The organism is Devosia aurantiaca (assembly GCF_011058215.1).
GTDB classification, from domain to species: Bacteria; Pseudomonadota; Alphaproteobacteria; order Rhizobiales; family Devosiaceae; genus Devosia; species Devosia aurantiaca.
In genome coordinates this window covers 1-26,154 of the sequence record NZ_JAALFG010000004.1, presented here as the reverse complement: position 1 = coordinate 26,154, position 26,154 = coordinate 1, and the positions used below count along the sequence as shown (strand labels likewise).

The 26,154-nt window shown below is 61.1% G+C and carries 28 protein-coding genes and 4 pseudogenes; 7 read left to right on the top strand and 25 right to left on the bottom strand.

The features are described 5' to 3' along the window. Position 1: 1 nt before the first annotated feature. Genes G5575_RS20720 through G5575_RS22360 form a run of 6 tightly spaced genes read right to left on the bottom strand, consistent with a single transcriptional unit; the run spans position 2 to position 2,202 of the window. On the bottom strand, positions 2-679 hold the full coding sequence (locus G5575_RS20720; RefSeq protein ID WP_235936087.1) for a YdaU family protein: 678 nt from the start codon (positions 677-679) through the stop codon (positions 2-4). Further along, the gene (locus G5575_RS15645; RefSeq protein WP_164535155.1) at positions 648-1,196 is read right to left on the bottom strand and encodes a hypothetical protein; all 549 of its coding nucleotides are present in this window, start codon (positions 1,194-1,196) and stop codon (positions 648-650) included. Before G5575_RS15645 ends, G5575_RS20720 begins: the two co-directional genes overlap by 32 nt. Before the next feature lie 43 nt (positions 1,197-1,239). Then, the gene (locus G5575_RS15640) at positions 1,240-1,377 is read right to left on the bottom strand and encodes a hypothetical protein (RefSeq protein WP_164535154.1); all 138 of its coding nucleotides are present in this window, start codon (positions 1,375-1,377) and stop codon (positions 1,240-1,242) included. Continuing rightward, positions 1,374-1,601, bottom strand: a complete 228-nt coding sequence (locus G5575_RS15635) for a hypothetical protein (RefSeq protein ID WP_164535153.1) — start codon at positions 1,599-1,601, stop codon at positions 1,374-1,376. The genes G5575_RS15640 and G5575_RS15635 overlap by 4 nt, the downstream gene beginning before the upstream one ends. Beyond that, positions 1,598-1,984: a hypothetical protein gene (locus tag G5575_RS15630; protein ID WP_164535152.1), complete on the bottom strand. Its 387-nt coding sequence runs from the start codon at positions 1,982-1,984 to the stop codon at positions 1,598-1,600. Before G5575_RS15630 ends, G5575_RS15635 begins: the two co-directional genes overlap by 4 nt. 14 nt (positions 1,985-1,998) lie before the next feature. Further along, positions 1,999-2,202, bottom strand: a complete 204-nt coding sequence (locus tag G5575_RS22360) for an Arc family DNA-binding protein (RefSeq protein ID WP_407924872.1) — start codon at positions 2,200-2,202, stop codon at positions 1,999-2,001. 95 nt (positions 2,203-2,297) lie between these two features. Here G5575_RS22360 and G5575_RS21910 point away from each other — a divergent pair, with 95 nt between their 5' ends. The 3 genes and pseudogenes from G5575_RS21910 (at position 2,298) to G5575_RS15610 (ending at position 6,239) form a co-directional block, all read left to right on the top strand. After that, entirely contained in the window at positions 2,298-2,852 is a 555-nt protein-coding gene (locus tag G5575_RS21910; protein ID WP_328766345.1) for an Arc family DNA-binding protein, read from the top strand. After that, positions 2,849-4,020 (top strand): annotated as a pseudogene (locus G5575_RS15615) (tyrosine-type recombinase/integrase). The gene G5575_RS21910 and the pseudogene G5575_RS15615 overlap by 4 nt, the downstream one beginning before the upstream one ends. A 236-nt stretch (positions 4,021-4,256) precedes the next feature. Further along, a complete protein-coding gene (locus G5575_RS15610; RefSeq protein ID WP_164535149.1) occupies positions 4,257-6,239 on the top strand; it encodes a site-specific integrase in 1,983 nt (660 codons plus the stop codon). Here G5575_RS15610 and G5575_RS15605 read toward each other — a convergent pair. Then, the gene (locus G5575_RS15605) at positions 6,236-6,556 is read right to left on the bottom strand and encodes an ArsR/SmtB family transcription factor (protein ID WP_164535148.1); all 321 of its coding nucleotides are present in this window, start codon (positions 6,554-6,556) and stop codon (positions 6,236-6,238) included. The genes G5575_RS15610 and G5575_RS15605 overlap by 4 nt on opposite strands. A 507-nt stretch (positions 6,557-7,063) precedes the next feature. Here G5575_RS15605 and G5575_RS15600 point away from each other — a divergent pair. Genes G5575_RS15600 through G5575_RS15590 form a run of 3 tightly spaced genes read left to right on the top strand, consistent with a single transcriptional unit; the run spans position 7,064 to position 9,777 of the window. After that, positions 7,064-7,759: a hypothetical protein gene (locus tag G5575_RS15600; RefSeq protein ID WP_164535147.1), complete on the top strand. Its 696-nt coding sequence runs from the start codon at positions 7,064-7,066 to the stop codon at positions 7,757-7,759. Then, the gene (locus G5575_RS15595; protein WP_235936086.1) at positions 7,705-8,271 is read left to right on the top strand and encodes an AAA family ATPase; all 567 of its coding nucleotides are present in this window, start codon (positions 7,705-7,707) and stop codon (positions 8,269-8,271) included. Before G5575_RS15600 ends, G5575_RS15595 begins: the two co-directional genes overlap by 55 nt. Positions 8,272-8,313: 42 nt before the next feature. Then, the gene (locus G5575_RS15590) at positions 8,314-9,777 is read left to right on the top strand and encodes a competence protein CoiA family protein (RefSeq protein ID WP_164535145.1); all 1,464 of its coding nucleotides are present in this window, start codon (positions 8,314-8,316) and stop codon (positions 9,775-9,777) included. 652 nt (positions 9,778-10,429) lie between these two features. Here G5575_RS15590 and G5575_RS15585 read toward each other — a convergent pair. The 5 genes and pseudogenes from G5575_RS15585 to G5575_RS22350 all read right to left on the bottom strand — a co-directional run. Continuing rightward, complete coding sequence (locus tag G5575_RS15585; RefSeq protein ID WP_164535144.1) at positions 10,430-12,160, bottom strand: IlvD/Edd family dehydratase; 1,731 nt, start codon at positions 12,158-12,160, stop codon at positions 10,430-10,432. A 10-nt stretch (positions 12,161-12,170) separates the two neighbouring features. Continuing rightward, complete coding sequence (locus G5575_RS21265; protein ID WP_456236466.1) at positions 12,171-12,506, bottom strand: hypothetical protein; 336 nt, start codon at positions 12,504-12,506, stop codon at positions 12,171-12,173. A 299-nt stretch (positions 12,507-12,805) separates the two neighbouring features. Then, positions 12,806-13,054 (bottom strand): annotated as a pseudogene (locus G5575_RS22355) (hypothetical protein); the annotation flags it as partial. Between the two features lie 166 nt (positions 13,055-13,220). Then, on the bottom strand, positions 13,221-14,045 hold the full coding sequence (locus G5575_RS15575; RefSeq protein ID WP_164535143.1) for a mandelate racemase/muconate lactonizing enzyme family protein: 825 nt from the start codon (positions 14,043-14,045) through the stop codon (positions 13,221-13,223). An 8-nt stretch (positions 14,046-14,053) separates the two neighbouring features. Then, positions 14,054-14,284: pseudogene (locus G5575_RS22350) on the bottom strand (mandelate racemase/muconate lactonizing enzyme family protein); the annotation flags it as partial. Between G5575_RS22350 and G5575_RS20705 the strand changes: the two are divergent. Beyond that, entirely contained in the window at positions 14,180-14,425 is a 246-nt protein-coding gene (locus tag G5575_RS20705; protein ID WP_235936085.1) for a hypothetical protein, read from the top strand. The pseudogene G5575_RS22350 and the gene G5575_RS20705 sit on opposite strands and share 105 nt — an antisense overlap. Here the strand turns inward: G5575_RS20705 and G5575_RS15565 are convergent. The 13 genes and pseudogenes from G5575_RS15565 to G5575_RS15505 all read right to left on the bottom strand — a co-directional run. After that, a complete protein-coding gene (locus G5575_RS15565) occupies positions 14,406-15,410 on the bottom strand; it encodes an ABC transporter ATP-binding protein (protein WP_164535142.1) in 1,005 nt (334 codons plus the stop codon). The genes G5575_RS20705 and G5575_RS15565 overlap by 20 nt on opposite strands. Next, positions 15,407-15,571, bottom strand: a complete 165-nt coding sequence (locus G5575_RS20700; RefSeq protein WP_235936103.1) for a hypothetical protein — start codon at positions 15,569-15,571, stop codon at positions 15,407-15,409. Before G5575_RS20700 ends, G5575_RS15565 begins: the two co-directional genes overlap by 4 nt. 14 nt (positions 15,572-15,585) lie before the next feature. Further along, positions 15,586-16,395 (bottom strand): ABC transporter ATP-binding protein, encoded by an 810-nt coding sequence (locus tag G5575_RS15560; protein ID WP_328766335.1) that lies wholly within the window; start codon positions 16,393-16,395, stop codon positions 15,586-15,588. Continuing rightward, positions 16,392-17,270, bottom strand: coding sequence for an ABC transporter permease (locus G5575_RS15555; RefSeq protein ID WP_164535141.1), 879 nt, complete (start codon positions 17,268-17,270; stop codon positions 16,392-16,394). Before G5575_RS15555 ends, G5575_RS15560 begins: the two co-directional genes overlap by 4 nt. Continuing rightward, positions 17,267-18,220 (bottom strand): ABC transporter permease, encoded by a 954-nt coding sequence (locus tag G5575_RS15550; RefSeq protein ID WP_164535140.1) that lies wholly within the window; start codon positions 18,218-18,220, stop codon positions 17,267-17,269. The genes G5575_RS15555 and G5575_RS15550 overlap by 4 nt, the downstream gene beginning before the upstream one ends. Positions 18,221-18,271: 51 nt before the next feature. Beyond that, positions 18,272-18,568 (bottom strand): hypothetical protein, encoded by a 297-nt coding sequence (locus G5575_RS15545; RefSeq protein ID WP_164535139.1) that lies wholly within the window; start codon positions 18,566-18,568, stop codon positions 18,272-18,274. After that, a complete protein-coding gene (locus tag G5575_RS15540; RefSeq protein WP_164535138.1) occupies positions 18,565-19,782 on the bottom strand; it encodes an ABC transporter substrate-binding protein in 1,218 nt (405 codons plus the stop codon). The genes G5575_RS15545 and G5575_RS15540 overlap by 4 nt, the downstream gene beginning before the upstream one ends. Before the next feature lie 129 nt (positions 19,783-19,911). Next, complete coding sequence (locus G5575_RS15535; protein ID WP_164535137.1) at positions 19,912-20,772, bottom strand: amidohydrolase family protein; 861 nt, start codon at positions 20,770-20,772, stop codon at positions 19,912-19,914. A 10-nt stretch (positions 20,773-20,782) separates the two neighbouring features. Then, positions 20,783-21,463, bottom strand: coding sequence for an RraA family protein (locus tag G5575_RS15530; RefSeq protein WP_164535136.1), 681 nt, complete (start codon positions 21,461-21,463; stop codon positions 20,783-20,785). A 2-nt stretch (positions 21,464-21,465) separates the two neighbouring features. After that, on the bottom strand, positions 21,466-22,740 hold the full coding sequence (locus tag G5575_RS15525; protein ID WP_164535135.1) for a LacI family DNA-binding transcriptional regulator: 1,275 nt from the start codon (positions 22,738-22,740) through the stop codon (positions 21,466-21,468). A 366-nt stretch (positions 22,741-23,106) separates the two neighbouring features. After that, positions 23,107-23,877: a hypothetical protein gene (locus tag G5575_RS15520; protein WP_164535134.1), complete on the bottom strand. Its 771-nt coding sequence runs from the start codon at positions 23,875-23,877 to the stop codon at positions 23,107-23,109. A 616-nt stretch (positions 23,878-24,493) separates the two neighbouring features. Then, positions 24,494-25,690 (bottom strand): annotated as a pseudogene (locus G5575_RS15510) (GIY-YIG nuclease family protein). Then, a partial coding sequence (locus G5575_RS15505; protein ID WP_328766329.1) for a pseudomurein-binding repeat-containing protein occupies positions 25,683-26,154 on the bottom strand: 472 nt, incomplete at its 5' end. The gene G5575_RS15505 and the pseudogene G5575_RS15510, both read right to left, overlap by 8 nt.

Here is a 26,154-nt window from a genome sequence, read left to right as displayed (position 1 = left end):
CTCAGTTTCTCGGCAAGGGCTTTGAAAGGATCAGGGCGTGATTGTGCACGCGATGGAGGGGAGCCTCGCGAATTCGGCAGACGCTCAACCGCGCTGCGCACCCAGTTGCGCCAAGTCGCCTGCCAGTCCAGTTTGACGCCCTTTGCGCCAGCCTGGCTTGCCCAGTAATCGCAGAATTTGGCGGTTTCGGTTTGCAGCAGACCGGGCGGAAGCCCATGCTGCGTCGCCCACGCGCCGTCCGGAACGAAATCATCCGGGAGCCGACAGCCCCGCTTTTGGAAGAACCGTTAGGTTCTTCTTTTAGATCTTGGTTCTTGGTTCTAGGTGGTACGCGTGTATCACTGCTTGTGCCGTGCATTTGCTCTGCATGTGCAGCGCCTTTGCTCTTCGCGTGTCGACCAAGTGCAGCGTTGCGACGCTTCTCGATTATATCATCTGCTTTGCTAAGCTCTTCATCGATCCGCTTGTGCTTCCACCCCTCCCGGAAGAGTGCTGCAAGGATCGGACGGCTCCCGGCCCATTGAGAGGCGGTCAGTCGGCTGATGCGGGCAATGATCCGCTCGTCATCAGGTAAGCTGCCCTCTCGCCAGTAGTGCATGATCAGCATGAGGTACGCCCCATGCTCCGCCGCCGTCAGGTGCCCAGTGTCAGCCAGATAGTTTTCGATATGGAGCGGCATCCAGGCTCGGTTGCTCATGGGCGAAACCCCTGAGCCGGTTGAGGATGTCCTTGCGCTTTGAAGGGAGCGTCTTGCCGGGCGCAAAACGTGCTGCCTTGTCGCGTGGCGACACTTCCGGTCCGCTTGTAACCCCGGCCGCCTTCATGCCTTCAGTGACGACCAGAACGACCCGGTAGCCGCGTCGCTTCAACTCACGAACGATATGTGAGCACCGCTCACTATTGCGGACTCGGCCGAGAATGCTTTTGACGCCGTTCTGCGTCGCTTCGATCGTCCAGCCTTCGTCTTGCTGTGTGTATTGACCACCGGCTGGCACCCAGAAGTATTCGATCTTCTGGATGGCGCGTGGCCTGTAACGGAAGCGATCGCCGCGCCGAGTAGCAGCCAGCCGGGCCGCTTCCGTCTTGCCTAACAGTCTCTCCGCAGCCGCGCGATCTTCAGCCGCCAGCGCGGACCTTGGTATGGTGACGGCCCAAAGCTCGCGAAGGCGAGCCTCCATATGGTCGAGGTCGCTCACAGGGCCTCACCTTCGAAGTGCTCACGGAGCTTTTGGCGGGACACTACCCACCGCCCATTGACCTTGCGGCCGGGCAACTCCTTTTAGCGAGGGCAATTTCGGTCTGGCGGACGGTGCGGCCGATGACATGCGCAATGCCTGCAACGCCCCACACCAGGTCGAGAGGTTCGGTGGCGGTCACTGCTGCACCTTCCCGGCCACATGGAGCATCTGCATCATGTCGTGGATGTTTTCGCAGAGGTCGCCGGCGACTTCGCAAAGCATGGCCATGTCGCTGCATGGCAACCGGTGGTCATCGTCCTTGCCACTTTCGCTGAGACCCCGAGCGCGATCTTCAAGAATTCGCAAGATCGCCCGAAGTTGGTATGCGCTATCGTCGGCCTTCTGATAGTCTGCCGGGATCATTTCGCCACCGCCAGTTGAGCTGCCGTGCGCATGCGGGCAATCCGGCCATCTGGCAGCACGACACCTGAATGGACGAAGCCATCGATGCGGGCAAAGGCCATGTCCCGAACGTCCTCTTCATCCCGGCTTAGGCCCAAGCGCCCGGCGAGGTTGCTAGCCATCGCAGTGATATGTGCGTCGACCTCCGCCTCACGTGCCTCAGCCCATTCGAAAGCGGCAGTCTCGCCGGACGCTTGGGCACAGCACGAGAGGTTGAAGAACTGCTTAACCCCGACGAGCGTGGTCAGGGCCATGTAGATGTCCCAGACGCTCATCGCCGAATACACATTTGAAGGCGCGCTTGCTTCACCAGCCAAGCCGGTGCTATTCTCTTGCGAGATCATTGATCTAATCCTTGCTAGGGGTGGGTCGTGTTCAGGTCCGGAGCGATTGCCGTCGCTGCCGGGCCTTTTTCGTTCTCAAGCGCTAAGGCGCGGTCGAGTTGGTGGACGATCTCCGAATTCATTGACCGTCGGTTCAATTCCGCACTTTGGCGGATACGCTCTCTCATGCCTGGGGGCATTCGGAGTGGGTATTGATCTGCCTGTCTTCCAACCGACACGTAAACCTCCTTTTGATATGTTAAGCATATTACTATGCTCGGCCTATCATTGCGTCAACCCCGTCATATGCTTAGCATATCATCGGTATTAGGGGATGATGATGGCGCGTGTACCAAGTCGCGGGACAGATCAATTTGTGCTTCGATTCCCTGAGGGGATGCGGGAGCGAATTAAGGAGCAGGCTGATCAGAAAGGCCGCTCGATGAATGCTGAGATATTGACCCGACTTGAAGAGTACGAAGCTCTTGATCTGGGCAATGACACGCTCCCGGCCTATGTGGCGCGGCTACAAGACGAAATCGATCGGCTGCGCAGTACCGGCATCAGGCTCCCGAATGGCCTGTTCTACCGGGTTGATGATGCTGCCACGCGTCGGCAGCGCTCCGTCCATGAAGAGGTCATTCAGGCTCTTGAGAGCGCTTATCCAGCCCCGGTCATCAATGAGATGGACGAAGTCGGCTTTGAGTGGTGGGGCCGTATATCCGACGCTCCGCCCGAACAACGGGAGCATGTGCTGGAGGAGGCCAACGCTGACTTGAAGGCGCGGGGCTGGTCGCACGAATTCTGGCTTGAGCCGGAGGACGAACATGGCACTCCGACCCTTGTTCTGGGCATTCGGCGATTTGGACCACTGAAGGAACGGCCGTGAGTGTTCGCAAGCGCACGTGGACCACGAACGGCGTCAAAAATCTGGCTGGCAAGCCGACTACACCGATGGCAACGGCCGGCGCCAGCGCCCCACCTTCCGGCTCAAGAAGGAAGCCGAGGCATTCCTGCTCAAAGCCCAGGGCGAGGTCCGCGACGGCGTGCACGTCTCTGACAGCGAAACCATTACGGTTGACGAGGCAGGCAAGCTCTGGCTGAATTCTGGCGCCGCGGCTAATCTTGAGCGGACCACGCTCGACCAGCGCCGGCAGCATCTCAAGCTTCATATCGTGCCCTTCATCGGCCGGGATAAGCTCAACAAGATCACCGTGCCGAAGGTGCGCGCCTTTCAGGACACGTTGCACGACAACGGGCGAAGCCCTGCCATGATTAAGCGGGTGACGGTTTCGCTGGGATCGATCCTTGCTGACGCCCAGCTTCGCGGCCAGGCCGTCCGCAATCCGGTACATGAAATGACCCGGGCGAAGTCCAGCCGTGCCAAAGTGGAGAAGCGCCAGCAGCGCCGGCTGCAGATCGGCGTCGACATACCGACCAATGACGAAATCCGCGCCATCATCGCCAAGGCAGAGGGGCGGTGGCGCCCCCTTCTGATCACCGCCATTTTCACCGGCTTGCGTGCTTCGGAACTGCGCGGACTCCGGTGGGCCGATGTCGACCTCGCCAAGGCGGTCCTGCACGTTCGCCAGCGCGCTGATCGGTATCACGCCATAGGCATGCCCAAGACTGATGCTGGCCAGCGCCAGGTGCCCCTGATGCCAATGGTGGTGAATACTCTCAAGGAGTGGACGCTGGCATGCCCAAAGGGCGAGCTTGGGCTGGTGTTCCCTACCGGGGCCGGAAAGGTCGAGGGACATAGCAACATCGTCAATCGAGGCTTCCTGCCCACCCAAGTCGCCGCAGGCGTCACCATCGGCGCCGGCGATGATGCCAAGGGGAAGTATTCAGGCCTACATGCGCTTCGTCACTGGTTCGCCAGCTGGTGCATCAATCCTAAGGCTGAGGGCGGGCTCGAGCTCACACCTAAGGCGGTCCAGGAGCGCATGGGCCATAGCAACATCGCGGTAACGATGGACACCTATGCCCACCTCTTCCCGGCAACCGACGAAACCGCCTCGCTGGCACAAGCAGAGCGAATGCTGTTCGGCGCCTGACCACCACCGCCCACCCCTATCCACTGGCACATAGTTGGCACAAGGGAGGGCGAAAGCCCGGTCTTGCGGCAGTGAAAGTCGGACTCTGACTCCGTCGATCTTGGTTCGAATCCAGGTTCCCCAGCCAAAACTCTCTTAAGTTATTGATTTTGCAGCGAAATTTGTGTGCTGTGTGAATCTTTCACACAGACTTCCACACAAGGTCCCACACACGCCGACTCCAAAGCGAGATCTGCATGGGTACCAAACTGCCGTTCTGCATCCTGCGGGGCACCACATTCTACTGGCGTCGCCGCCTGCCAAGCCCTTTCATAATGTCCGTGGAATTCAGCCTGGGCACTAAAGACCTGCGCGTCGCCCGCGGACTATCCTCCATGCTCACGATCGAGACAGATCGCGCGTTTGCAGTATTGCGTGAGGGTAAGATGACACCAGAGCAAGTCGACACGTTTGCCAGACAGAAATTTGCAGAGCACAGCGCCAGGTTAAGCGCGGTGCATCTGCTGGCGCGCGACAGGCAGACTCCGTGGCAGGATGAGATTGTTGCTACCCGCGCTGCCGCAATCGCCATGTCATTGCTGGCTCATCATGGTCGTTCGGCGCAACTATCCGACTTCCCCGGTATCGCCGATGGGGAGTTTGGCACGGAGGTTATGCAACGCGCGCAGGCAATGCTTGAAACCTACGGCCTCGACTATTGGTCTGATGTTCGCGCCAAGCGCTTGCAGTCCGACCTTGCCGAGAAGCTGTCCCTCACCAACCCATCGCCTTTGGATGTCGCCGAGGCTCGGACAGCCACGTTGGAAGCATATGCAGCCGCTGGCGCAGCGACGGCCGCCAAGTTCAGCGCCAGTCCGAAGTCTCTGGACGACTTGATCAGTCTTGCGTCCCGTTTTAGCGAGCCTGTTAAAACGCCGCCAGCGAGCGAGGTTTTGGTGGATCGTGGCGTAGAGGTTGCAGCAACGAGTGCTGCAGACGTCCTCGTCGGCGTCCCAACAGTGGCGACGGCTGACTCGGAAAAAGCATCCGGCGCACCATCGCTCAATCGTCCTGTTCAGTCCGACGATGACATCTTGGCATTCGCCCGGTCCGCAGCTTCATTCGACGTAGAAAACAAGACCATTCGGGCGTCGACCGCTAGCCAAAAACTTCAGGTTTTCACCCTGTTTGTTGAGGTCACGGGAAAATCCACATTTCAAAGATTGCATCAGGCTGACGTCAAAAAGTTCGTGGACGTCATGGCGATGTTGCCGAAAGTGCGGGGGCGTTCTGTCGCACAGCGAGCGATGAGCGTGGACGAGCTACTCATTGAGAGTCGATCTCTGCCGAAGACACAAGTGGGGCTGGGAGCGTCGACGGTAAACCGAAATCTGTCATACCTAACGAAGCTTATGCGGCAAGCTCGCATGGCAGGCCTTGAGGGGCTACCGCAGCTCGAGATCAGCGGCTTTCGTATGAAAAAGAAAGGCAAGGTAAGCGAAAAACGCCCGGCCTATTCGACCTCTGACGTCGAGACCCTGTTTAATTACACGATCTGGACGGGTTGTCGTTCTGCCGCAAGGAGGCACATTCCTGGAAATCACATCGTTTGGGATGGCCTCTACTGGTGCCCGCTCATAAGCGCCTATTCGGGCGCGCGCCTCGAGGAAATCGCAGCGCTATCGCTCGCCGAAGTAATCCTTGACCACCCCGTACCGCACTTTGTTTTCCATGAGAACGAAAGCCGCGGCCTCAAAACTGTGGCGTCCGAGCGTAAAGTTCCCATCCACCCTGTGCTTATCGAACTTGGATTTATTCGTTACGTTTCCAGTCAGAAAAAGCTCAAAAAGAAAGACTTGTTTCCCGATCTTCGGCCCAATGCTGGTACCAACACTTCCTGGGGCGACCGCACCCACTATGGCTTCAACATTGCAGTTGCAAATGCACTTGGCGCAGCGAGGGTGCAGAACGACAAGAATAAAACCTTCCACAGCTTCCGACACTACATTTGCACTGAGTTGGGTCGCTTCAAGGATCTTAAGGACAAGACGATCCAGGACATCGTGGGTCATGAAAACGTCGGCACAACGGACCGCATCTACAAGGATCCCACCGAGCTTGAGGTGATGCTGGAAGCAATATCCCGGCTTCCAGATTTGACAAAGGCAGCCGTCAAAGCTTCCCGTGAGCGCAAGATCATCCCGGCGCGGCGTAAGGCAATCAAAACAAAGGTCGACTAGCCCTCATCTGCCGAATTCAAAAGGTCCTGATCCAGTTTTGCAAATACTGCGTCTTCGGCGCATGTGTTCATCCATGCGGCAAGCGCGAAAAGCCTGTCCGAGTCCGCAACGTAATGCTTTGTCTTGCCCGCTCGGGTGGCGGTCAGAAGGCCAACCTTCTCGAGCTTGGCGAGATGGTGTGAGTTCGTGGACGCAGCTTTGCCTGCAGACAGGTCGCTAGCTGTTAAACCACTACGGCCACATACCTTTCGAAAAATATCGAACCGACTTTTGTCGCCTAACGCTTCCAGTATCACCTTGGCTTCGTCGTCGGTCATTTCGAAATCCTTCGAAAGATAAACGGCAACCTTGGTTAACCATTCTCGGAAGTTGCGCGTGACAATCTCGCTTGAAATGTCACGCTGAGCGTCGAGTCCACCTGGACTCATGGCCACCAAAGGCGGCCGGCAGAGTTGCGCTAACAACTTCCACCGGCCTGACCAGGTGACCAACAACCTGTTACTACCAGGGAGAAGCCAGATGGCTGACCACTTTTATGGCTGCGATAAGATTCGCAGCAACCCTTCTCTTCCCGATCATTTCGACCACTGGTCGACTGGATGTCTCGGCGCCCGTGCGATGCACAGCGCCTGGCAGGTATCGGCGCGCGCTTAGCCGCTCCACTCCCCTGCGCATGATTGCTGATTGATCTCAGGCTGATCGCCTGAGGCAGCGCCGCTGCGCATCCAGTTTCCTATCGAACCCTGCCCTTCGCGTCTTCGGACGCCACGGCTTGGCTCGTCCTGATGATGGTCAACATGACGAAAATTGCAAAAAACCAAAAAATGCTGCCTGCGGGCGACAAAGAGAGCAATGACGCTCTTGGTGACGGCGCCGACGCCGCTCCAAAGCCAGTCTCCATGTTCAAGCCGCGTCCTCACGGCGACGATGACTTCGACCCCCTCGATCTCGCCAACGCGCTCACCGATCACGAGCAGGAAGACCTGCATCCCTCTGCTCTCGCCGATCAGGGCGACGAGGAGTCCATAAATCCATGGCGGTGGTTTCACCCCGATGGCCTAACTCCTGAAGATGTCGACCGCCAGGATCGTGCCATCAATGCGGTCCAGATGGGTAAGCCCAGGACAGTGTTCCTGCCCGCAGGTCCTGTGACCTATCTGCGGCTCACCGACCCGCTGACCAAGGACAGCATCAGCGCTGACGGTGGTGAAGGGGCTGAACACCACCAAAGGGCTCGTCTCAAGCTCGAGGCGGATACGCCCGTAAAGCTGATCGGTCCGGCAACCGAGCACGCCATCGATGAGGCCATCAGTGCTCTGTTTGCCCGTGCACCTGCCTTCGGCCCGTTCCTGCAGGCACTGCGTGACAGCTCCCACTTGTCGCTGATGCGCGGCGCAAACTACTTCCACTTCCGGCCTTGTTGGTCGTCTCGCCTCCGGGGCTGGGCAAGTCCACCATTGTTCGCATGTCGGCTGAAGCCACTGGGCTGCCGATCATCCACCTTGATGGCTCGACCATGATGACCACGGTTGATTTGACCGGCGGTGACGCGGTGTTCAGGTCATCCCGGCCCAGCGCGATCGTCCAGGGATTGATCCAGCACGGAGTGGGCAATCCCATCGTGGCGTTCGATGAGTTCGACAAGCTCGCCGACGTGAGCCGCGGTGCGCGGGAGAACCCGGCAGAGTCCCTGCTGCCGTTCCTCGAGCCGATAACGGCGGGACGGGTGCGCGAGCACTTCCTGCAGATCGATCTCGATCTGCGGTTCCTCAACTGGATCCTGCTCGCCAACGACCTCGACAAGGTGCCCAAGACCGTTCGGGACCGCTGCAAGGTCATCCAGATCCCGGCACTGACGCCCAAGGATCTGGCTGCCGTGGCAGAGGCGCAGGTTCGCCGGCGTCACCTTGAGCCCGAACTCATCGCTCTTCTGACCCGCGCTTGTGCCAGGGGCCAGATCAAAAGCCTGCGCAAGCTCAGCAAAGCACTGGACGCGGCAGAGGCCACCCTCCGCCGTCCAACTCTCCACTGACCCATTTCTTCAAAAAATCAAAAAATCGAAAGGCTTTCACCTATGTTGAACTTCCAGAACACCCCCAACCTTCCCGCCGTCGCTCCGAACGGCGGTGCCGTCGCGCCCCGCAGCAGCTTCCTTCCCGCTGTTATCGGCAACCGCAAGACCCGCCGCGCCATCAAGAAGGTCATTGATGCGCGTGGCGCCGAGCCGGTGATCATGCCGGTCGATGCTCTGCTGGACGGGATGACTGCCGTTGATCTCACCACGGTAAGGCGGGCCATTGCCAAGGGGCGTGGTGAGGGCAACATCCTGTTCCGTTGCGCCCAGTGCAACAGCCCGGTCTATCTGGCAGTCAGCTATACAGCCTCCACCGGCGATGGCCGGGGTGCTTACTTCAAGCATTATGGTGGCACTCCTGCGGACTGCGAATGGCGCACGCCTGACGTGATGCGCGACACGGGTGCCGGCCAGTTCGGTGGCTTACAGGAGGGTGAAGATCATTGGCGGCTCAAGACCTGCCTTGCTGACAGCATTCGGTGCGACCCGGACTTCTCCGAGCCGGTCGTCGACAAGCACTTCATCAAGATTGGTGACGGGCACCGCAAGCCCGATGTCTTCACCACGTTCAAGGGCCAGCCGATCGCCTTCGAGCTGCAGCTTGCCCGCATGCCGCTCACGACGATCACAGAGCGCACTGCTGCATACCGGGCGGCTGGGATCACCTTGGTCTGGGTGACCAGCGCATACGAGCTGGCTCTGCTCAACAACCAGAGCTTCCGCGATCTGTACCTTGCCGCCGGTGGCCGCATCCTTACTGTGGATGCAGCGAGCTATGAGCGCTCGGAGAAAACCAGCGTCCTGCACCTGCGCGAGCTCTCGCTTGAACCCTGCATCCAGCACCCCTTCGCGATCTACAATCGTTGGCGCAGTCGCATGGTTGGTCCGGAAGTCATCCTGATGCCGGAGGGGCAGCGCCATGCCGAAGGCCAGCGGGCCTATGCTGCGGCACTGGCGGAAAAGCTGCAGGCCAGTGCGCCCGGCCTGACGGAAAAGATCGCCAGCACCGTGGGGTCAGGGGCTGATCTCACCCTCGTTGCAGCGGAATGGAGCGCGCTGGCCAAGCTGGTCGGCGGGCGCGATCTGCGGCAGTCGATCCAGGACGAGCTGCCGCGGGTGCTGCGGTGGCTGCAGGCGGTCGAGCGGCTGAACAACGCCAAGGGCGAGGACAAAGCAGTGGCTGGGAAGGTGGTGGCGGCCTGTGCTGCGGCAATTGTTACCGGTCACACCGGCAAGCACTGGGTCCTGCTCATCGAGCATGTTGCCGATGCCGTGCCGGCAGTGGCTGCGGTGATCACTCAGGATCTGCGCAGCAAGATGGTGCGGCTCAAAGCCTCGCCTGGCAAGCTGCATCCGATGCACGCTTATCACCGCCACATGATCTCGGCTCTGCATCCGTGGCTTGCCTTCTGGCTGCTGGCCAAGGCGCCCAACGGCACCGCGCCGCATCAGCGCTTGCCCTAGGCTTCTTCTCTTGCCCCTCACACCGCAAGTGTTCTGCTTCTGGCTCATCCGAGAGCCAGACGCAGGACGGATCGGTTACTCCGTTCGACCAATGGGTCTCAGGGTAACCGACCCGGAGCGGCCGGCAAGCCGGCCTTATCAATGACGGAAGGGATCGGAGATCCCTTCACTATCTGCCGTTCCGGCAGCCACTGCTCGAAAGAAAGAAGATCAGAGCCACAGGTTGACGCCGGAGAGGTCCGCCCACACTTTCCCACCCCAGCTTCCATCGAAGCTGGGGCAAGCGCCGAAGGCGCCTGCGGACTAATCCGGGGTCAAGTCGGCCTCCGGGCCCCATCCTCAAAATGTGCGCGACAGCGCAAGCGGCGCCACAACACCTTTCTGGTCCAGCACTAGCGGACCAGATCGAGCCAAGTGCTATTATGAGGAAGGGAGAGGCAGACGACCTTGGCGATGTGCAGATAGAGAAAGCCAACATCCGAGATGGGGCCGCAAGCGGTCTGGCGGCTTTGAGCCTATAGGCTCAGGATAGCCGCCGCTTTGCAGCAGATCGCCGAAGGGCCAGTTCGACCTGATTTCATCCTTCGGGGCCTGACGATTTGAGGATCGGAAGGAAACGTGAGGGCTGGACTAACCATCCTAGTTTCTGGACTTAATGGCTAACACGAGGGACGTAGTCGCCGCTGCCACCGATCAGAAAGTCCATGTCAGCCCCGCTGTCGGCCTGCAGCACATGCTCGACATAGAGCTTTTCCCAACCGCGCTGGTAGGGGGAGACGAAGGGCGCGAGGTCGTGCCGGCGCCTCTCCAGCTCGACCTCGCTGACGTCGAGATGCAGGCGCCTGTTAGCCACGTCGAGGGTGATCAGGTCTCCGTCGCGCACCAAGGCCAGCGGCCCGCCGGCCGCTGCCTCAGGCGCGACATGGAGCACCACGGTGCCGAAGGCGGTGCCGCTCATCCGCGCATCGGAGATGCGCACCATGTCCAGTATTCCCTTGTCGAGCACCCGCCTGGGGATGGGCAGGTTGCCGATCTCGGCCATGCCCGGATAGCCCTTGGGGCCACAATTGCGAAGCACTAGTACCGAATTTTCATCGACCGGCAGCGAAGGGTCATCGATTCGCGCCTTGAGGTCGTCCGGATCGTTGAAGACGATGGCCGGCCCTGTATGCTGCATCAGGTGCGGGGTGGCGGCGGACGGCTTAATTACCGCGCCATCAGGGCTGAGATTGCCGCGAAGCACTGCAATGCCACCCGCCGGTTTGAATGGGGCGGCCAGCGGATAGATTACGGCGCTGTCGTGAACGGCGGGACTGATGTGACTTTGCCCCAGGGGTTTTCCGGTGACTGTCATCGCATCGAGGTCGAGCATGCTCGCGATCTCACCCAAGACCGCAGGCACACCACCGGCATGGAAGAAGTCTTCCATCAGGTATTGCCCCGAAGGCATCAGGTTGACGAGGCACGGCACGTCGCGTCCCGCTGCGTCCCAGTCGGCTAAGGTGAAGTCCACCCCAAGACGACCGGCCAGCGCCAGTAGGTGCACCACCGCATTCGTCGAACCTCCCAGCGCGGCATTGAGACGAACCGCATTGAGGAAGGCAGCCTTGGTCAGGATGTGCGACATCCGCAGTTTCTCGCGCACCATCTCGACGGCCCGCCGACCGGCATTGAACGCCATTGCCTGCCGTCTGGCATCGACAGCCGGGATCGCGCCATTTTCAGGCAGGGCGATGCCCAGGCCCTCGCAGAGGCTTGCCATGGTCGAGGCCGTGCCCATAGTCATGCAGGAGCCGGCACTGCGGGACATTGCTGCCTCCGCGGCCATGAATTCATCGACCGTCATCGCGCCGGCCCGCACCGCTTCCTTGAAGCGGATGACATCGGTGCCCGAACCGATCTGCTTGCCCTTCCAGCGCCCAGACAACATCGGCCCGCCCGATACCAGGATGGTCGGCAGATCCACGCTCGCCGCGCCCATCAGGCTGGCCGGGGTGGTCTTGTCGCAGCCGACCAGCAGGACAACGCCATCGAGGGGATTGGCGCGAATGGAGGCCTCGACATCCATGCTGGCGAGGTTGCGGAACAGCATGGTGGTCGGACGCATATTGGATTCACCAAGCGACAGCACCGGAAATTCCAGCGGAAAGCCGCCCGCGGCATAAACGCCGCGCTTGACGTGCTCGGCGAGCCCACGCAGGTGGCCGTTACACGGCGTGAGGTCGGACCAGGTATTGCAGATGCCGATCACCGGCTTGCCGTCGAACATGTCGGCGGTGTGGCCCTGGTTCTTCATCCAGCTGCGATAGATGAAGCCGTAGGAATCCTGGCGGCCAAACCATTCGGCGCTGCGCAGCTTGGGCTTGTCGTCGTCCTTGCTCATGATGTGCCTTCTAGTCGAGCCAATCGAGAATCTTGCCGGTTACCACCACGTGCTGGCCCTGGCGCACGCGGGCACCCCAGGCCTGGCTGATGACCACACCGTCGACGCCAGCGCGGGCCGGCCAGGCGGGGGCATCGATCCGTTCGAAGTCGTGTACCAGCCCCACCAATTCGCCGGCCGAGACGCGGGTGCCGCAGTCGAGCATCGGCTCGTAGTGGCCGGAAACCGGCGTTGTGGTAAAGCATGCCCGGTCGACCATCTCGACCTTGAGCTGACTGTTGTCGCGGTGATGGTCGATCGGTTCGATGCTGCCGTCGAGCTGCCCATTACGTATGGCGGCGGCCATAACGCCGTGCCTGCCCCAGCGCACCCCGTTAGGCTGCACGGCGGCGCCCCAGCCCAATTCGGCGCCGATCGTGATCTTGCCCAGCCGCTCGGCCTCGGAAGGCAGCAGGCCGGGCGTCTCGTTCTGGTAGACGATGACAATCGGCGTCCGAACCAGCGCGCGGTCTGTTCGATATGGCGGCCCTGCACGGGATCATCGATGGGATGAAAACTCGGGCCCGGGGCGAACCGGCCGACATCGCCGCCGGCATGCAGATCGATGACGACATGAACATGCGGCCAGATGGCCTGCCGCACGAAGCGGGCAATGCGGTGGGTGATGCGGCCCAGGGCCGGCGTGGTGCCTGCACCATCGACAAAGGCCCGGTTGAGATTGGCGCCGTCATCGAGGGTGGAATCGCGCGTCCCCGCACGGAAAGCGGCGGGGTTGAGCACCGGGACAAGAATGATACGCCCGGTGACCTGGCCGATGTCGATCTCGCCCAGCAGGTGGCGAATGACCACCGGCCCCTCATATTCGTTGCCGTGGTTGGACCCAAAGACGACCATGCCTTCCCCGGCTTTGGCGGTGGGCCCGACCATGACGGTCAACGGTACCAGGTGGTCGCCCCAAATCGAGTCGTGTTCGAGCGCCACAAAGTAGTCGCGACGGCCGGGGCTCTCGAGATCGAGTTGATGAGGTTTGACGATCTGGCGCGACATGGTCAATCCTCGTTCAGAGCGTCACACGGTGCGCGGCGATAAAGTCGACATCCACCGCGACACCGCCGCCCGGTCCGTCGGGGATGGTGATCATGCCATCCTCGTCGAGCTTGAAGCCGGCTTGGGCAATACCGCCGGTGAGCGCGCTTTGGCTAACGTTGAACTCGACGAATGGTGCGCGCGGCAAAGTCGCGATGAGCTGCAGGCTGTAGCCGGTCAGCAGATGCGTCAGCCAGGAATGCGGCACCAGGTCGATATTGGTCCGTTCCGCCATCTGCGCGATGCGCCGGGCGACGGTGAGGCCGCCGCAGCGCGACAGATCGGGCTGGATTATGTCGACACAGCCTTCGCCGATGAAGCGCTCGAACTCCCAGACCGTCGCCAGCTGCTCCCCGGCAGCGATCGGCACGGGACTGAGGGCGCGCACTTCGGCATATTCATCGAACCGCTCGGGATGGATGAAATCCTCGACCCAGCCCACATTGTAGTCGGCGAGCCAGTCGCACAGCTCAATCGCCTCACGGCGGCTGCGCATGGGACCCGGCTTGCTCCAGCCGGCCGGATACCAGCCTGGATCGACCAATAAATGCCGGTCGGGGCCGAGCGCATCACGCGCCGCGGCCACCAGCTCCCGGTCGCGGCCGGTATCCTCGCCGAACACGCCCCAACCGAACTTGACCGCATGAAACCCCTTGTCGATGTAGCCACGTGCCGCCTCCGCCATTCCATCGGGTGTGGATCGAAACAGCGTCGACGCATAGGCCATGACCTTGTCGCGCCGGCGTCCCCCATCAGTTGGGCAATCGACAGGCCCGTCGCCTGCGCGCGGATCGACCAAAGGCAATTGTCGATGGCCGAGATGCACTGCATCGCGATGCCGCGCCGGCCGTAATAGGCGCTGCCCACATAGAGTTTGTCCCACAGCCGCTCGATGTCTAGCGGGTCTTCGCCGATCAGCATATCGGCTAGTGTGTGGAAGCCGAGTGTGCCCATGCCCTGCCCCGCGATGATGGCCACGGCGGCCGGAGCCAGGGTTTCGGCGTCGGCCCAGCCTTCGAGCCCCTCGTCGGTGATCACGCGGACGAGCAACTGCCAGTCGCCATTGTCGGTCGCCTCGGCGCCGTCGGCGGGCGACGCGTAAGCCTCGCTCCCGCGCAGCAGAATGGGTTCGACCTGGGTGATGCGCATGGGTTGGCTCCTAGAGAGCTGCAGGAGTAGAAGCGGGACCGCCCGTCAGTTCGGCGAAGTGGCAGGCGACGTGCTGGCCGGGCTCGATTTCGCGCAACACGGGATCATTGGACTTGCAGATGTCCTGAGCCAGGGGGCAGCGCGGATGAAAGTGGCACCCCGTGGGAGGATTGAGCGGGCTGGGCATTTCGCCATGCAGTCGCTTGCGGCTCTGCCGCAGCCGCGGGTGGGGCACGGGCGCCGATGCCAGCAGAGCCTGGGTGTAGGGGTGGCGCGGCGAGGTATAGAGCCTTGCCTTTGGGGCTGTTTCCACGATTCGCCCCAGGTACATGACCGCGATCCGGTCGGCGATGTGTTTGACCACGGCAAGATCGTGCCCGATGAAGAGGTAGCTCATGGCGAGCTCTTCCTGCAGGTCCTGCAACAGGTTGATGACCTGAGCCTGCACCGAGACATCGAGCGCCGAGACGGCCTCGTCGCAGATGATGAACTTGGGCTTGGGCGCGATCGCCCGGGCGATCCCGATACGCTGGCGTTGCCCGCCGGAGAATTCATGCGGATGGCGCTGGGCATGCTTTTTCGACAGGCCCACCTTCTCGAGCAGCTCGCCCGCATAGTTGGTCAGCTCGACCGAGGGCCGCTCGCCCTGCGCATAGAGCGGCTCGAGGATGATCTCCTCGACGCGCATGCGCGGATTGAGGGAGGCGTGCGGATCCTGAAAGATGATCTGGAGGTTTTTGCGCAGCCGCCGCAACTCGCGGGGATCCGCTCCCACGAGCTCCGTGCCCATGAAGCGCACGGCCCCAGCAGTGGGTTCGATCAGTTGCAGGATCAGACGCCCGGTGGTGGACTTGCCGCAACCGCTCTCGCCCACCAACCCCAGCGTTTCACGTTCGCCCACGGCAAAGCTCACGTTGTCGACAGCCTTTACGACAGGCTTGACGCGCTGCAACCAGTTCTCCAACCGGGTTTCGAAATGCTTGACGAGGCCCTCGACCTCGAGCAATGCGGTCATGTGAGGGCCTCCAGCGTGAGCTTGGGTGCGCGGATACAGGCGGCCTTCTGCCCATCGGGCAACAGGAATAGCGGCGGCTGGGCGGTCGTGCATTGCGGGATGGCCTTGGGGCAGCGCGGCGCAAACAGGCAGCCAGGCGGCAGCGCACCCGGCGACGGCATGCCGCCGGGAATGGTCACAAGCCTGCGGGCTGTTCCCCCATATCGGGCGTACTGCCGAGCAGGCCTTCGGTATAGGGGTGCTGTGGCTCGTCGAATAGCTGGAAAATCCCGGCCTCTTCGACAACCCGGCTCGCATACATCACGACGACCCGGTCCGCGACCTCGGCCATCACCCCCATGTTGTGGCTGATCAGGACGATAGCCGTGCCCAATTCCTCACGCAGGCCATTGAGCAGGTCGAGCAGTTGCGCCTGGATGGTGACATCCAGCGCCGTTGTGGGCTCGTCGGCGATCAGCAGCCGCGGCGAACAGGCCAGCGCAATCGCAATCATCACGCGCTGGCGCATGCCGCCGCTCATCTGGTGCGGATAATCCTCCAGCCGGCGGCGCGGGGACGGTATGCCGACCTTGTCGAGCAGGTCGACGGCGCGGTCGGTGGCCGCTTTCTTGCTCATATGATCTAGGGCGGTGACCGCTTCCATGATCTGGTCACCCACGGTAAACACGGGGTTCAGCGAGGTCATTGGCTCTTGGAAGATCATGCCGAGTTGCCGGCCACGAAGCGTGCGCAATTGCCGATGCGACATGCCCAACATGTCGTCGCCCTCGTACAGGATCCGGCCACGCAGCTGGGCCGTCGGGGGCAGCAGACCCATGATGGCCAGCGCCGTGACGCTCTTGCCCGAGCCGGATTCGCCGACAACGCCCAGCAGCTCGCCGGGATGCACATCAAAGCTTGCCGAATCGACCGCCAGGACATGACCCTTGCCGGCAGGAAAACCGACCGACAGGTCCCTGACGCTGAGAAGGGGCGTCTGGGTCATCCCTGTTCTACTTTCATGCGGGGGTCGAGAACGTCGCGGAGACCGTCGCCCAGAAGATTGAGACCGAGCACGGTTATGGCGATCGCCACGCCGGGCACCATGGTGAGCCAGGCTGCTTCGCGCATATAGGCACGACCTTCCGAGATCAGCACGCCCCAGCTGGGCACGGTCGGCGGCGAGCCAAGACCGAGGAAGCTCAAGACGGCTTCCGAGAGAATGGCATAGGCGAAGACAAAGCTGAGCTGAACGATCAAGGGTGCCAGGCAGTTGGGCAGAATGTGCCTGGTGATGATGCGGGCATCGGTTGCGCCCGAGGCCCGTGCCGCCTGGACATAGTCCAGCTCACGCACCACCAGGATCGAGGCGCGCACCACGCGGGCCGTGCGCGGGATATAGACCACGGCCAGGGCAACAATGGCGGTGATTGCCGAAGGGCCAAGAGCGGCGGCAATGCCGATGGCCAGCAACACCGCGGGAAACGCCATCAGGGCATCGGCAACGCGCATCAGGATATTGTCGAGGCGGCGATAGTAACCGGCAAGCGCACCCAGCAGAACGCCGAAGACCGCATTGAGCACAATGACGGCAAAGCCGATGCCAAGGCTCAATCGTGCCCCATAGAGCACCCGGCTCAGCATGTCGCGGCCCAAATTGTCGGTGCCGAGCAAGAATTGCCAGGACGGCGGCTGGAAGCGGTCGCGGATCGAAAGCGCATTGGGGTCGATCCCCACGAGCAGCGGTCCGACCAGCGCAGCGATGCAGATGAAGCCGAACAGGAGGCTGCCGAGCGCGAAAGATCGGTTCGCGAGCATGCGGCGCAGGGTGGCGCGAGTCCGCGCGAAGCGGGGCGGCGCCGTCAGGGCAAGATCGGTCATTTGCCGCCCCCTACCCGAATGCGCGGATCGAGCCAGGTATAGAGCACATCCACCAGGATATTGAGCAGCAGCAAGGCTGCGGTGACGAAGAGCAGCCCGCCCTGGATCATGGGGTAATCCCGGCTTGAAATGGCGTTGCCCAACAGGGCCCCGATACCGGGAACCCCGAAAATGGTCTCGATGACGATCGAACCAGACAGCAGCACGGAAAGGATCAGGCCGAGCACCGTAACGACCGGCATCATCACATTGGCGAGCGCGTGCTTGCCGACGACCTTCCACTCCGAAATCCCCTTGGAACGAGCGGTTCGGATATAATCTTGGCTCAGCACCTCAAGCATGGTGGAGCGGGTGATGCGCGTCAGCAGGCCCGCCTGCAGCAGGGCCAGGGAGACCGCGGGCATGGTGGCGGTGCGCAGCCATCCAATGGGGTCCTGGGAAAACGGCACGTAGCCACCGGTCGGCAGCCAGCCCAGATTGACCGAGAACAGCACGATCATCACAAGGGCCAGCCAGAAGTTGGGCAGCGACACCCCGATCAGGGCAAAGATCGTCGCGGCTTGGTCAAGCCAACGATTGTGGTTGAGCGCGGCGATGATGCCGGTCGAAAGGCCCAGCACGATCGTCAGCACCAGCGAATAGATGGCAATGCCGATGGTGACAGGGGAGCGCTGGATGATGGCTTCGGTGACGGGAACGCCCAGGAGCAAAGACCGTCCCAGATCGCCCTGCAGCAGGTTGGTGTAAAAGGTCAGGATCTGAACATGCAGCGGCTGGTCGAGGCCGAGGTTGGCGCGAATCTGGGCCAGGTCCTGCGCGCTGGCGGAAGGCCCGCCGATCACCGTGGCCGCGTCACCGGGGATCAGATAGATGATCCCGAAGGCCATGAGGCTGACCAGAAACAGGATGGGGATCGCCTGTAGCAGGCGGCTGACCGTATATCCTAGCAAATGACGATCCCCGGGGTTGGAGACCGGGCCGGACGAGCCGGCCCAGCGTTGTTATTGCTCAAGCCAGACGTTGGAAACGCGCGTATTATAGTAGGGCTGGTAGCCCTCCACCGTCGCGCGCACGCCCTGGGCATTGGACATGATGCCGAAAGGGATAGCTAGAACGTTCTCGAACGCGATCGCCTGGGCCTCCGCAAAGGCCTCGCGCCTGGTGTCGAGGTCCGCACCGGCTTCGATTTTCGAGAAGGCCGCGTTGAATGCCTCATCGCCGGCATTGTCCACGGGCTTGTAGACGTTGTTGGGGTTGGCGAGGTTGCGCAGCGAGGTCGGACCGCCCTGCGCTGTCACCGTGGCCCAGAACGTGAAGAAGATGTTCCAGCCCGCGGTTTCCTTCTCACTGGTGGCAAGAGCCGTCGGCCAGTCGAGGACGCGCGCAGTTCCGCATTCATGCCGGCAGCCTGAAGCTGTGCGGCCATCACCAGCGCGCTGTTATACATGTTGGGGAACTGCTGGTTGGTCAGCAGCACGATGGGCTCGTTGTTGTAGCCAGACTCGGCAAGCAGGGCCTTGGCCTTTTCGAGGTCGTGCTGGTTGTAGAACTCTTCGCCCGCGGTTGAATAATAGCCGGTATCGGGGAACTGGAACGACGGATTGAGCTCGAAGGCACCGTCGGTGGCCGCCTCCATGATCTCTTCCATGTCGAGCGCAGCCAGGATTGCCTGACGCACCTGCAGGTTGTCCGTCGGTGGCGCCGACCAGTTGGGATAGGCCACGTTGAGCGCAAAGTTCTCGAGCCGCACCAGTTCTACCCCTTCGGTGCCGGCGAGGCGCTCCTGGGAAATCGTTGGCACGTTCTCGGCAATATGAACTTCGCCCGTCTCGAGGGCGGCCATGCGGGCGCCTGGCTCGGTCAGCATACGGAAGGTAACGGTATCGACGCAGGCCTGCTTGTGTCCGGCAAAGCCGGAGAGGCCGGGGAAGCTGTCATTGGCCACATATTCGTCATAGCGCTCTAGCCTGACGAAGCTGTCCGGGACGAATTCGGCGAACTTGAACGGCCCTGTCCCGATCGGCTCGATCTGCCCGGCCGGCTTGGCAGCCTCCTCGGCGGGGACGATGACGATCGGCACCGTGTAGGACGACAGGCTCTCGAGGAATGTCGGCTGTGCCTGGTTGAGGGTGATGACGAAGGTCATGTCGTCGGTCGCTTCCCAGGAAGCGACGACGTCGAGCGTTGCGCGGTTGACGCCCAGTTCTTTGTAGCGGTCGAAGGAAGCGACAACGTCGGCGGTGGTCAACGGCTTGCCGTTGTGGAACTTGACGCCCTCGCGCAGCACAAAGGTATAGGTCAAGCCATCTTCGCTGACATCGATCGACGCAGCAAGGTCGGGCGCCGGGTTCATGTTCTCGTCGCGAATGACCAGAGTTTCGAAGATATTCATGGCGACGTTTCGGGTCGCCGACGATGTGGCGGTATGCTGGTCAAGCGTTGGCACGCCGGATTCGATTCCCACGATCAGATCGCCACCGGTTGCGGGACAGGTGAAGGCCTCCTGTGCCATTACGCTAGTCGTCGACAAGAGGGCGGTCAGCGCGCCCGGTAAGAGCAAGTCCAGAAATCTACGAGAAGGCATATGACACTCCCATTTGGCTTGGACTGATATGCGCCGGCGGTCGTCCATAATCCGCCGTCAGAGGCTGAGCCCGCCGTGCCACCAATGGTCGAACGGGTTGGAATAGAGGATTGAGTCGATGGTCTCGGAACTGACTCGCGGCAGGGCAGTGCCCTCGACCTGCGCGTTGATGTTGCGCAGCCCGTCGATGCTTTCGCGCACCTCGGCAAAGGGGAAGTCGGTGCCCCAGAAAATCTTGTCGCGCTCGGTGATGCGGTATTCCTGGGCAGTGACCAGGATATTGTAGAACTGCCAGGGGCGGTAAAACAGCGCCGACACTTCGCAGTAGACATTGGGACGCTTGCGGGCGACCACAATGCACTCTTCGGCCCAGGGATGTGCCATGTGCGCCATGATCATCTTGAGGTCGGGATAGCGGCCTGCGATCTCATCGACGGCCAGCGGGCGGCCGTATTCGATTGGCGCATTCTGGGCGAAAGTGGTGCCCATATGCATCGTCAGGGGCAGGTTGTTCCTGACGCAATATTCGTAGACTGGGACCATGCGCGGATCGAGCAGCGACACGCCATTGTAGATCGGTCCGAACTTGACGCCCTTGAGCTTGAGGTCTTGCACGGCGTGCTCGAGCAGGTCCATGGCGTCCGCGCGGCGCGGATCGACCGCGGCAAAGCCGACGAACTTATCTGGGTACTTGCGTACCGCTTCGGCTGTGACCTCATCGTCGCCGTCAATCCCGGCGCTGTCGGCATAGCGCAGTGTGAAGACGATGGCCTTGTCGACTTCTTCCATCGCGGCACGGACCGTATCCGGATCGGCCAGCGGACTGACGGCGCCGGGGCGGGCATGGGTGGTGCCGGCGGCAAACAGCGGCCGCACATGCTCGGGCTTCCAGAGGTTGACGTGGCAATCGACGATCATGGCCCGCTCCCTACAACACGCCGAATTCGTCGAAGACGTCGGCGAGACGACGCCCCGCGAGCAGCGCATCGCGGGTCTTGTTCTCGCCCTTGAGCTTTTCGTAGGCCAGCGCAACGACCTCGGTTTCAATCGCCTGCGGGATCACCACGACCCCATCAGCATCGCCGAACACGATGTCGCCCGGATTGATCCGGACCCCTGCGCACTCGACCGGCACGTCGATGGCGATCACTTCGCCCCGACCCTTGCTGTCGAGCGGACCGATGCCGGCATGAAACAGCGGAAATGCCAGTTCGCGGACGTGGCGGATATCGCGCACCATACCGTCCATCAGCGCGCCGGCAGCGCCGCGCACTTTGGAGGCAGTGCTCAGCAGGCCGCCCCATGGCGCAATCCGACCAGTGCCGCCACAGGCGCAAACTGCGACCTCATCAGCCTGCAGGCTGTCGACCAGCTTGATCTCGAGTTCATAGGGATTCTCGCCGGCCTGCGGGCGGGCATAGACGTCGGCGTAGAGCATGGTGCGTGCACGTCCGACCATGACAAGACTATCATCCAGCGGACGGATGCGCGCCGGCAGCGCCTGATGCATATGGCCCAGCTCATCTAAAGTATCGGACAGCAGGGCGCAGAAAAAGTTCTGCCGCATCTGGGCAATGAGGTTGTCGTCAGAATGGCTCGGCAAGGTCATCGTCACATCCATGCTTTATCGTTAAAGTTGTTTCTCGATTTTTCTGTCGCGTCAATCCGGTATGGCGAATTTTCTTGCAAGACTTGATGTTGCCTAAATTGCAGTCGGCCTAGAACGCTTCTCAGCTTGATGCTGCGGTGACAAATCGGACAGGCAATACAACGTCGGGGGCCGAAAAGGCTCCGGTGCGAATAGGTGAGAAGTTCTTCCCCGGCACGTAGACCCATCTCGTATGCTGCCGAGCGGACAGTCGTAAGAGCGGGCTTGCTGTAGGCCGCGAGATCGAAGGCGTTGAATCCGGTTACGGCCACCTTGTCAGGCACGGCTATCTCGTTGGCCGAAAGCCACATCAGCGCTGCCATGGCCATCCGATCATTGCCCCCTATGATCGCATCGGGCATGCCACTGGCGGCGACAGCGGCGGCCAAGGACGCCTCGGTGTCGCTCAATCCTTCGTCGCCGCAACGCACCAGGATGAGCTGGGCGCCAGCGCCAGCACAGACTTCCCGCACGCCAGCCTCACGTTCGTTCATCGCTGGCCATTCCTCGGACGGCAGCAGCATCATGATCCGGCGCGCTCCGCGCGACAGCACGTGCCGCGCGATTTCCATGGCGCCGCCGCGGTCATCCTGCCGGATCGTGCACACGCCTGGCGCAACCAGATGCTCCTGCACCAGAACGATCGGCATTCCGAGACTCAACAGCCGCTGCGTCAGGCTCTGCCGCTGCTGGGGCGTTCCCGAGAGCAGCGCGCAAACTCCATCTGCCTCGATCTGGGACAGCAGCGGCGCATTTTCGAAGTTTGCGTAACGCACGCCCTGCAGCACCAAGGTGTAGCCATTGTCGGCGGCCACGTTGGATAAACCCGCAATAACCTGGTTGGTGAAGGGATCGCGCAAAAAGGCAGGCACGTCATCGAGCACGAGCATGCCGATGGAGTTGCGCCGCCCGCTCCGCAGACGGCGCGCCACCGAATGGGGCTTATAGCCCAATAGTTCGACGGCAGCGACCACCTTGGCCCGCGTCTCTTCACTGACCTCGCCGTTCCGCTGATTGAGTACGTTCGACACGGTCATTGGCGTCACACCGGCCAGCCGGGCAACGTCCTTGAGCGTTATTGTACCAGTCCCGCCGAACCTTCTGTGAGTATCAGAAATCATTTTCCGCTCGCTAAACTCACACGGGCAGTATCGGGGCGCCAGCGAGCGGTCAATGCTGCCCGCTTCTTCCGCCTTCCTTTGCACCTTTCGGATAACCTCTGCCTCGCGGCCGCTCAATTTGTAGCAGACCCCTTCGGCTTTACCATCGAAGGGTTCATTGCGGAACGGCAGCTTCTGGAAACTACGGGAGAGGCGTGAATGTCTCAAATAGGGCGCAAAGCTGATGAGAGAAAACTCAATCTGTTGTACTCAACTACGGCTTCGGCTCCTCGAGAGCCAAGGCATCGGACTTTGGAATACCCATTTTGGCGTATTCTTCCAGTGTTGGCTTGCCGAACTCTCTCACCTCGCCGGAGGCCCACACCCCCGTCATGCTGCCAGTGCCGCTTCCACTTGACCGTTTTCGAGCGTATCGCCCGCCAGTCCGTGTCGACGCATGACCCATAGCCTTTGCTATTTCAACGGGTGACCAACCCGCTCTTTTTAGTCCGCGGAAAAGAGGTGACGAAGTGTGTAAGGGCTGATGGTAAGCGGTAATTTTGCGCGCTCAGCTGCGCTCTTGATATCTTCGCGCAGTGAATCTGTGCTGCGCGAAAACCGCAAGGTGCCGCCAGCTTTTTTGACAAGGGTTAACAGCTTCGCGGTAAGGCTCCACCTGCGCGCATCGTGTCTTTGCGCTCGCCGCTCGTGGCCGGTGGTTTGGGTGTGCTTCACCCCATTGATATGGATTTCCAGCAAGTGTTCACCAGAAGCCTTCAGCGCAAGACCTTTGGCGATCTCTGCCGGTCGCACACCTGCGATCGACAGAACGAGTATTCCGATGATACCGGCCTTGCCGGCCGCTGCAACAAGACGCTCCCGGAAATCGCCCGTTTTGCTTAACGCCTTGAGGCCAACCTTTTTACTTTTGCCCTTTTGCGAGCGGGATTCTTTCCGGGTTTCGGCCGCTACGCTTTTGACCAAGTTTGCGTAAACGCGGGCCTGATCCAAGCGCCACCCTATATTGGTCTCACCTTGGGCCTCGGCTTCTTCAATGCTGGTTATGCTCTCCACCAACAAGAACCTCAGGTGCCAGAGGAGTGCAGCTTTCCTTTTGTAAAAAGTGCTGTTGGGTGCCGAACGGAGATAGGCCACGAAGTCATCACCGACAGCCCTGATCATGCGCTCATAGTCCGCCTTGGTGCTGAGCGCCAAGTCGAACTTCATGTCCTTGATCTGGTCCGCCGTAAATTGGCGCAGCTCGTCGAGCGTCATAACACCCTCGGTGTTTGCCTCTGCGGAATCCAGATAACTCCAGATCTCAGGGTTTCAAGTTTCGCCGCATATATATATCTGGTCACCCGCAAATTTGTCCGCCTGCTACTTAACCAAGGGGATCTTACCCGACTGCAAAAAGCGCATCTTACCCGACTGCAAAAGTGCATCTTTCCCGACTGACAGAGGTGTTCTTCAGCCGAAAAAACAGGTGTTCTTCCCGGCCGTATTGTCGGGGTGGGAACCCCCGAGAATACGGCCATTACGATGTCAAACGAGCTTCTTCAGCGAGCTCGCCGCCCTGATTACCGAAGGTAATCGAGGGGCGGTTTGGCATTGTGATGGACAGCATCTTTCCAGCTTTTGGAAAGATGCTCGAATGACCGGCATGACGAACGAAGAGAGCTTGCCGCCCTGCATCACTTGTGATGCGAAGGGCGGTCATGACGGGCATTCGACGGCTGACATGAACCGGCGAAGCTTGCCGCCCTGCGCATCGCGCGAGGGGCGGCCGGACAAGACAGACGCAGAAAAGAACACCTCGATCACACAGAACACCTCACCTGCGAGGCGAAGCCGAGAAATGGCGATGCCCTCTTTTTGGGATGAGCAAGCCTCAGTTGGTGACAAGCTTGGCGGTCTGTGGATCGTATCGCACCTCGGCAATGGAGCCGTCCTTGATGCGCTCGACCGCCTCGTCGATGACGAACAAAGGAACCAAGAACCACTCGCGCGGCACCACTGGATTGCCGAAACGGTCTGCTATCGACAGGTCCAAGCGCGCCGGCCCGAACACCCGATGAATGATGTTCTCCAACTTCGTTCGGTTGATGTTGAACAGGCGATAGGTGGCGACGACGTCGACATCGGCGAGAAGGAATGTCGCGTCGTGTCTGGCATTGGCGATCCGCTGCTGGACCTCGCCTACGGTCACTCCAATCTTGTGCAGGAGATCACGGTGCTGGGCGACATAGGGCTCGTCCGATTTGCTGCGCAGCACATAGATGGTGCCGCTAGCCAGGTCCTCGTCATCACGCGTATCGGCGAAGAGCGGACCGGCATTTGGTTCGGTTATCCGCCGACCGCCTTCGTCCTTATAAAGGGCGCGCTGGAGTGAACGCAGCAGCAGATTGCTCTCTGTGCCGTTGGAATAAACGACACGCAGCCGGGCATCGGTTTCTCCGTTTGGCGCTTTGATCGGCTCGCCGACGTCGGCAACATAGGCGACTTGCCCCCAGAATGAAGAACTGGCCTTGGGTGATGTCGGCCTTGAGAAAGCCGGCGTCTTTGACAAATGGCCGGGTGACCCGAGCACCAACGTCGAGATCACTCTGAACCGCAGCGAACAAAGGTGCGAAGCGCTCGAAGTCCTCACATTTCTCGCGATTGGCGATTTCCTCCGCCGCACGTTTCTCGGCGCCGGAGCGAACGAAGCGCAGATCGGTGACGTCGTTCTCACCAGCGCCATCCACGCCGAGTTCGGCAAGGAGGGCATCGTCGTCCAGATCTTCGACGGGAGCTACCGGTTCGCTGACACCGGAAAGCAACCCATGGTGATCAAGCGGCTCGAGCAGTTCGCGGCATTCCGGCAGTTCGCGCAGCCGATCCAGACGGACCGCGTACAGACGCTCGAAAATATCTCGGTCCTCGCGGTGCTGCGGCAAGCGACCATGCTCATCGACAAAGCGCCGGATGTCCTCAAAGCCTGCGATGATCCGCTCCTCCTTGGGGAACGGCTGGCGTGCTGCCCGGGCTCGACCTCGACGCCAAGTTCGCCCAGCAGGGCATCGTCTTCGTCGGTGAACTTAGACACGGATGGCCTCGGCCTTCATGCGGGCCAGAAACGCGACACCCTCAGCCATGCGCTTTTCCCAAGGGTCCTGCGCGGTGATCGATGGCAGGCGGCCTCGCTCCTGCTTGAACCGCAACGCGCGGCGCGCCAGGTCACGAGCGTCTTCTGGCGTGAGGCTCGTGTTCTTGCCGGCAATGACGGCGGCAACCTGTTTCAGACTTTCCTCGCTCATGGCCTTGGCCAAGATGGCATAGGCCTCGCCGAACGGATTGATCCGGTCGATGAGGTCGATGTCGAGGTCCTTGACGCTCATCGCGAACCGGCGGACACCCTGGATGAAGGCGGTGTTGACGCTGTCCGTCGTGCTGGCGGCAGCACCGGTCAGAGCGGCCTTGCTCCCCTGGACGAAGTTGAGCGCAGCAATGGCGTGCTGTCGGATGGCCTCCTGATCCTCCTCGTCGCGCTCGGGGTACATGTCTTTGATG

Excerpts from the sequence above, each read along its gene's own strand:
- G5575_RS20720 (WP_235936087.1), bottom strand. The coding sequence starts at position 679 with ATGCCGCTCCATATCGAAAACTATCTGGCTGACACTGGGCACCTGACG.
- G5575_RS15635 (WP_164535153.1), bottom strand. The coding sequence starts at position 1,601 with ATGATCCCGGCAGACTATCAGAAGGCCGACGATAGCGCATACCAACTT.
- G5575_RS15630 (WP_164535152.1), bottom strand. The coding sequence starts at position 1,984 with ATGATCTCGCAAGAGAATAGCACCGGCTTGGCTGGTGAAGCAAGCGCG.
- G5575_RS21910 (WP_328766345.1), top strand. The coding sequence starts at position 2,298 with ATGATGATGGCGCGTGTACCAAGTCGCGGGACAGATCAATTTGTGCTT.
- G5575_RS15610 (WP_164535149.1), top strand. The coding sequence starts at position 4,257 with ATGGGTACCAAACTGCCGTTCTGCATCCTGCGGGGCACCACATTCTAC.
- G5575_RS15605 (WP_164535148.1), bottom strand. The coding sequence starts at position 6,556 with ATGACCGACGACGAAGCCAAGGTGATACTGGAAGCGTTAGGCGACAAA.
- G5575_RS15600 (WP_164535147.1), top strand. The coding sequence starts at position 7,064 with ATGCTGCCTGCGGGCGACAAAGAGAGCAATGACGCTCTTGGTGACGGC.
- G5575_RS15595 (WP_235936086.1), top strand. The coding sequence starts at position 7,705 with ATGTCGGCTGAAGCCACTGGGCTGCCGATCATCCACCTTGATGGCTCG.
- G5575_RS15590 (WP_164535145.1), top strand. The coding sequence starts at position 8,314 with ATGTTGAACTTCCAGAACACCCCCAACCTTCCCGCCGTCGCTCCGAAC.
- G5575_RS15585 (WP_164535144.1), bottom strand. The coding sequence starts at position 12,160 with ATGAGCAAGGACGACGACAAGCCCAAGCTGCGCAGCGCCGAATGGTTT.
- G5575_RS21265 (WP_456236466.1), bottom strand. The coding sequence starts at position 12,506 with ATGGCCGCCGCCATACGTAATGGGCAGCTCGACGGCAGCATCGAACCG.
- G5575_RS15565 (WP_164535142.1), bottom strand. The coding sequence starts at position 15,410 with ATGACCGCATTGCTCGAGGTCGAGGGCCTCGTCAAGCATTTCGAAACC.
- G5575_RS20700 (WP_235936103.1), bottom strand. The coding sequence starts at position 15,571 with ATGCCGTCGCCGGGTGCGCTGCCGCCTGGCTGCCTGTTTGCGCCGCGC.
- G5575_RS15560 (WP_328766335.1), bottom strand. The coding sequence starts at position 16,395 with ATGACCCAGACGCCCCTTCTCAGCGTCAGGGACCTGTCGGTCGGTTTT.
- G5575_RS15555 (WP_164535141.1), bottom strand. The coding sequence starts at position 17,270 with ATGACCGATCTTGCCCTGACGGCGCCGCCCCGCTTCGCGCGGACTCGC.
- G5575_RS15540 (WP_164535138.1), bottom strand. The coding sequence starts at position 19,782 with ATGGCACAGGAGGCCTTCACCTGTCCCGCAACCGGTGGCGATCTGATC.
- G5575_RS15535 (WP_164535137.1), bottom strand. The coding sequence starts at position 20,772 with ATGATCGTCGATTGCCACGTCAACCTCTGGAAGCCCGAGCATGTGCGG.
- G5575_RS15530 (WP_164535136.1), bottom strand. The coding sequence starts at position 21,463 with ATGACCTTGCCGAGCCATTCTGACGACAACCTCATTGCCCAGATGCGG.
- G5575_RS15520 (WP_164535134.1), bottom strand. The coding sequence starts at position 23,877 with ATGACGCTCGACGAGCTGCGCCAATTTACGGCGGACCAGATCAAGGAC.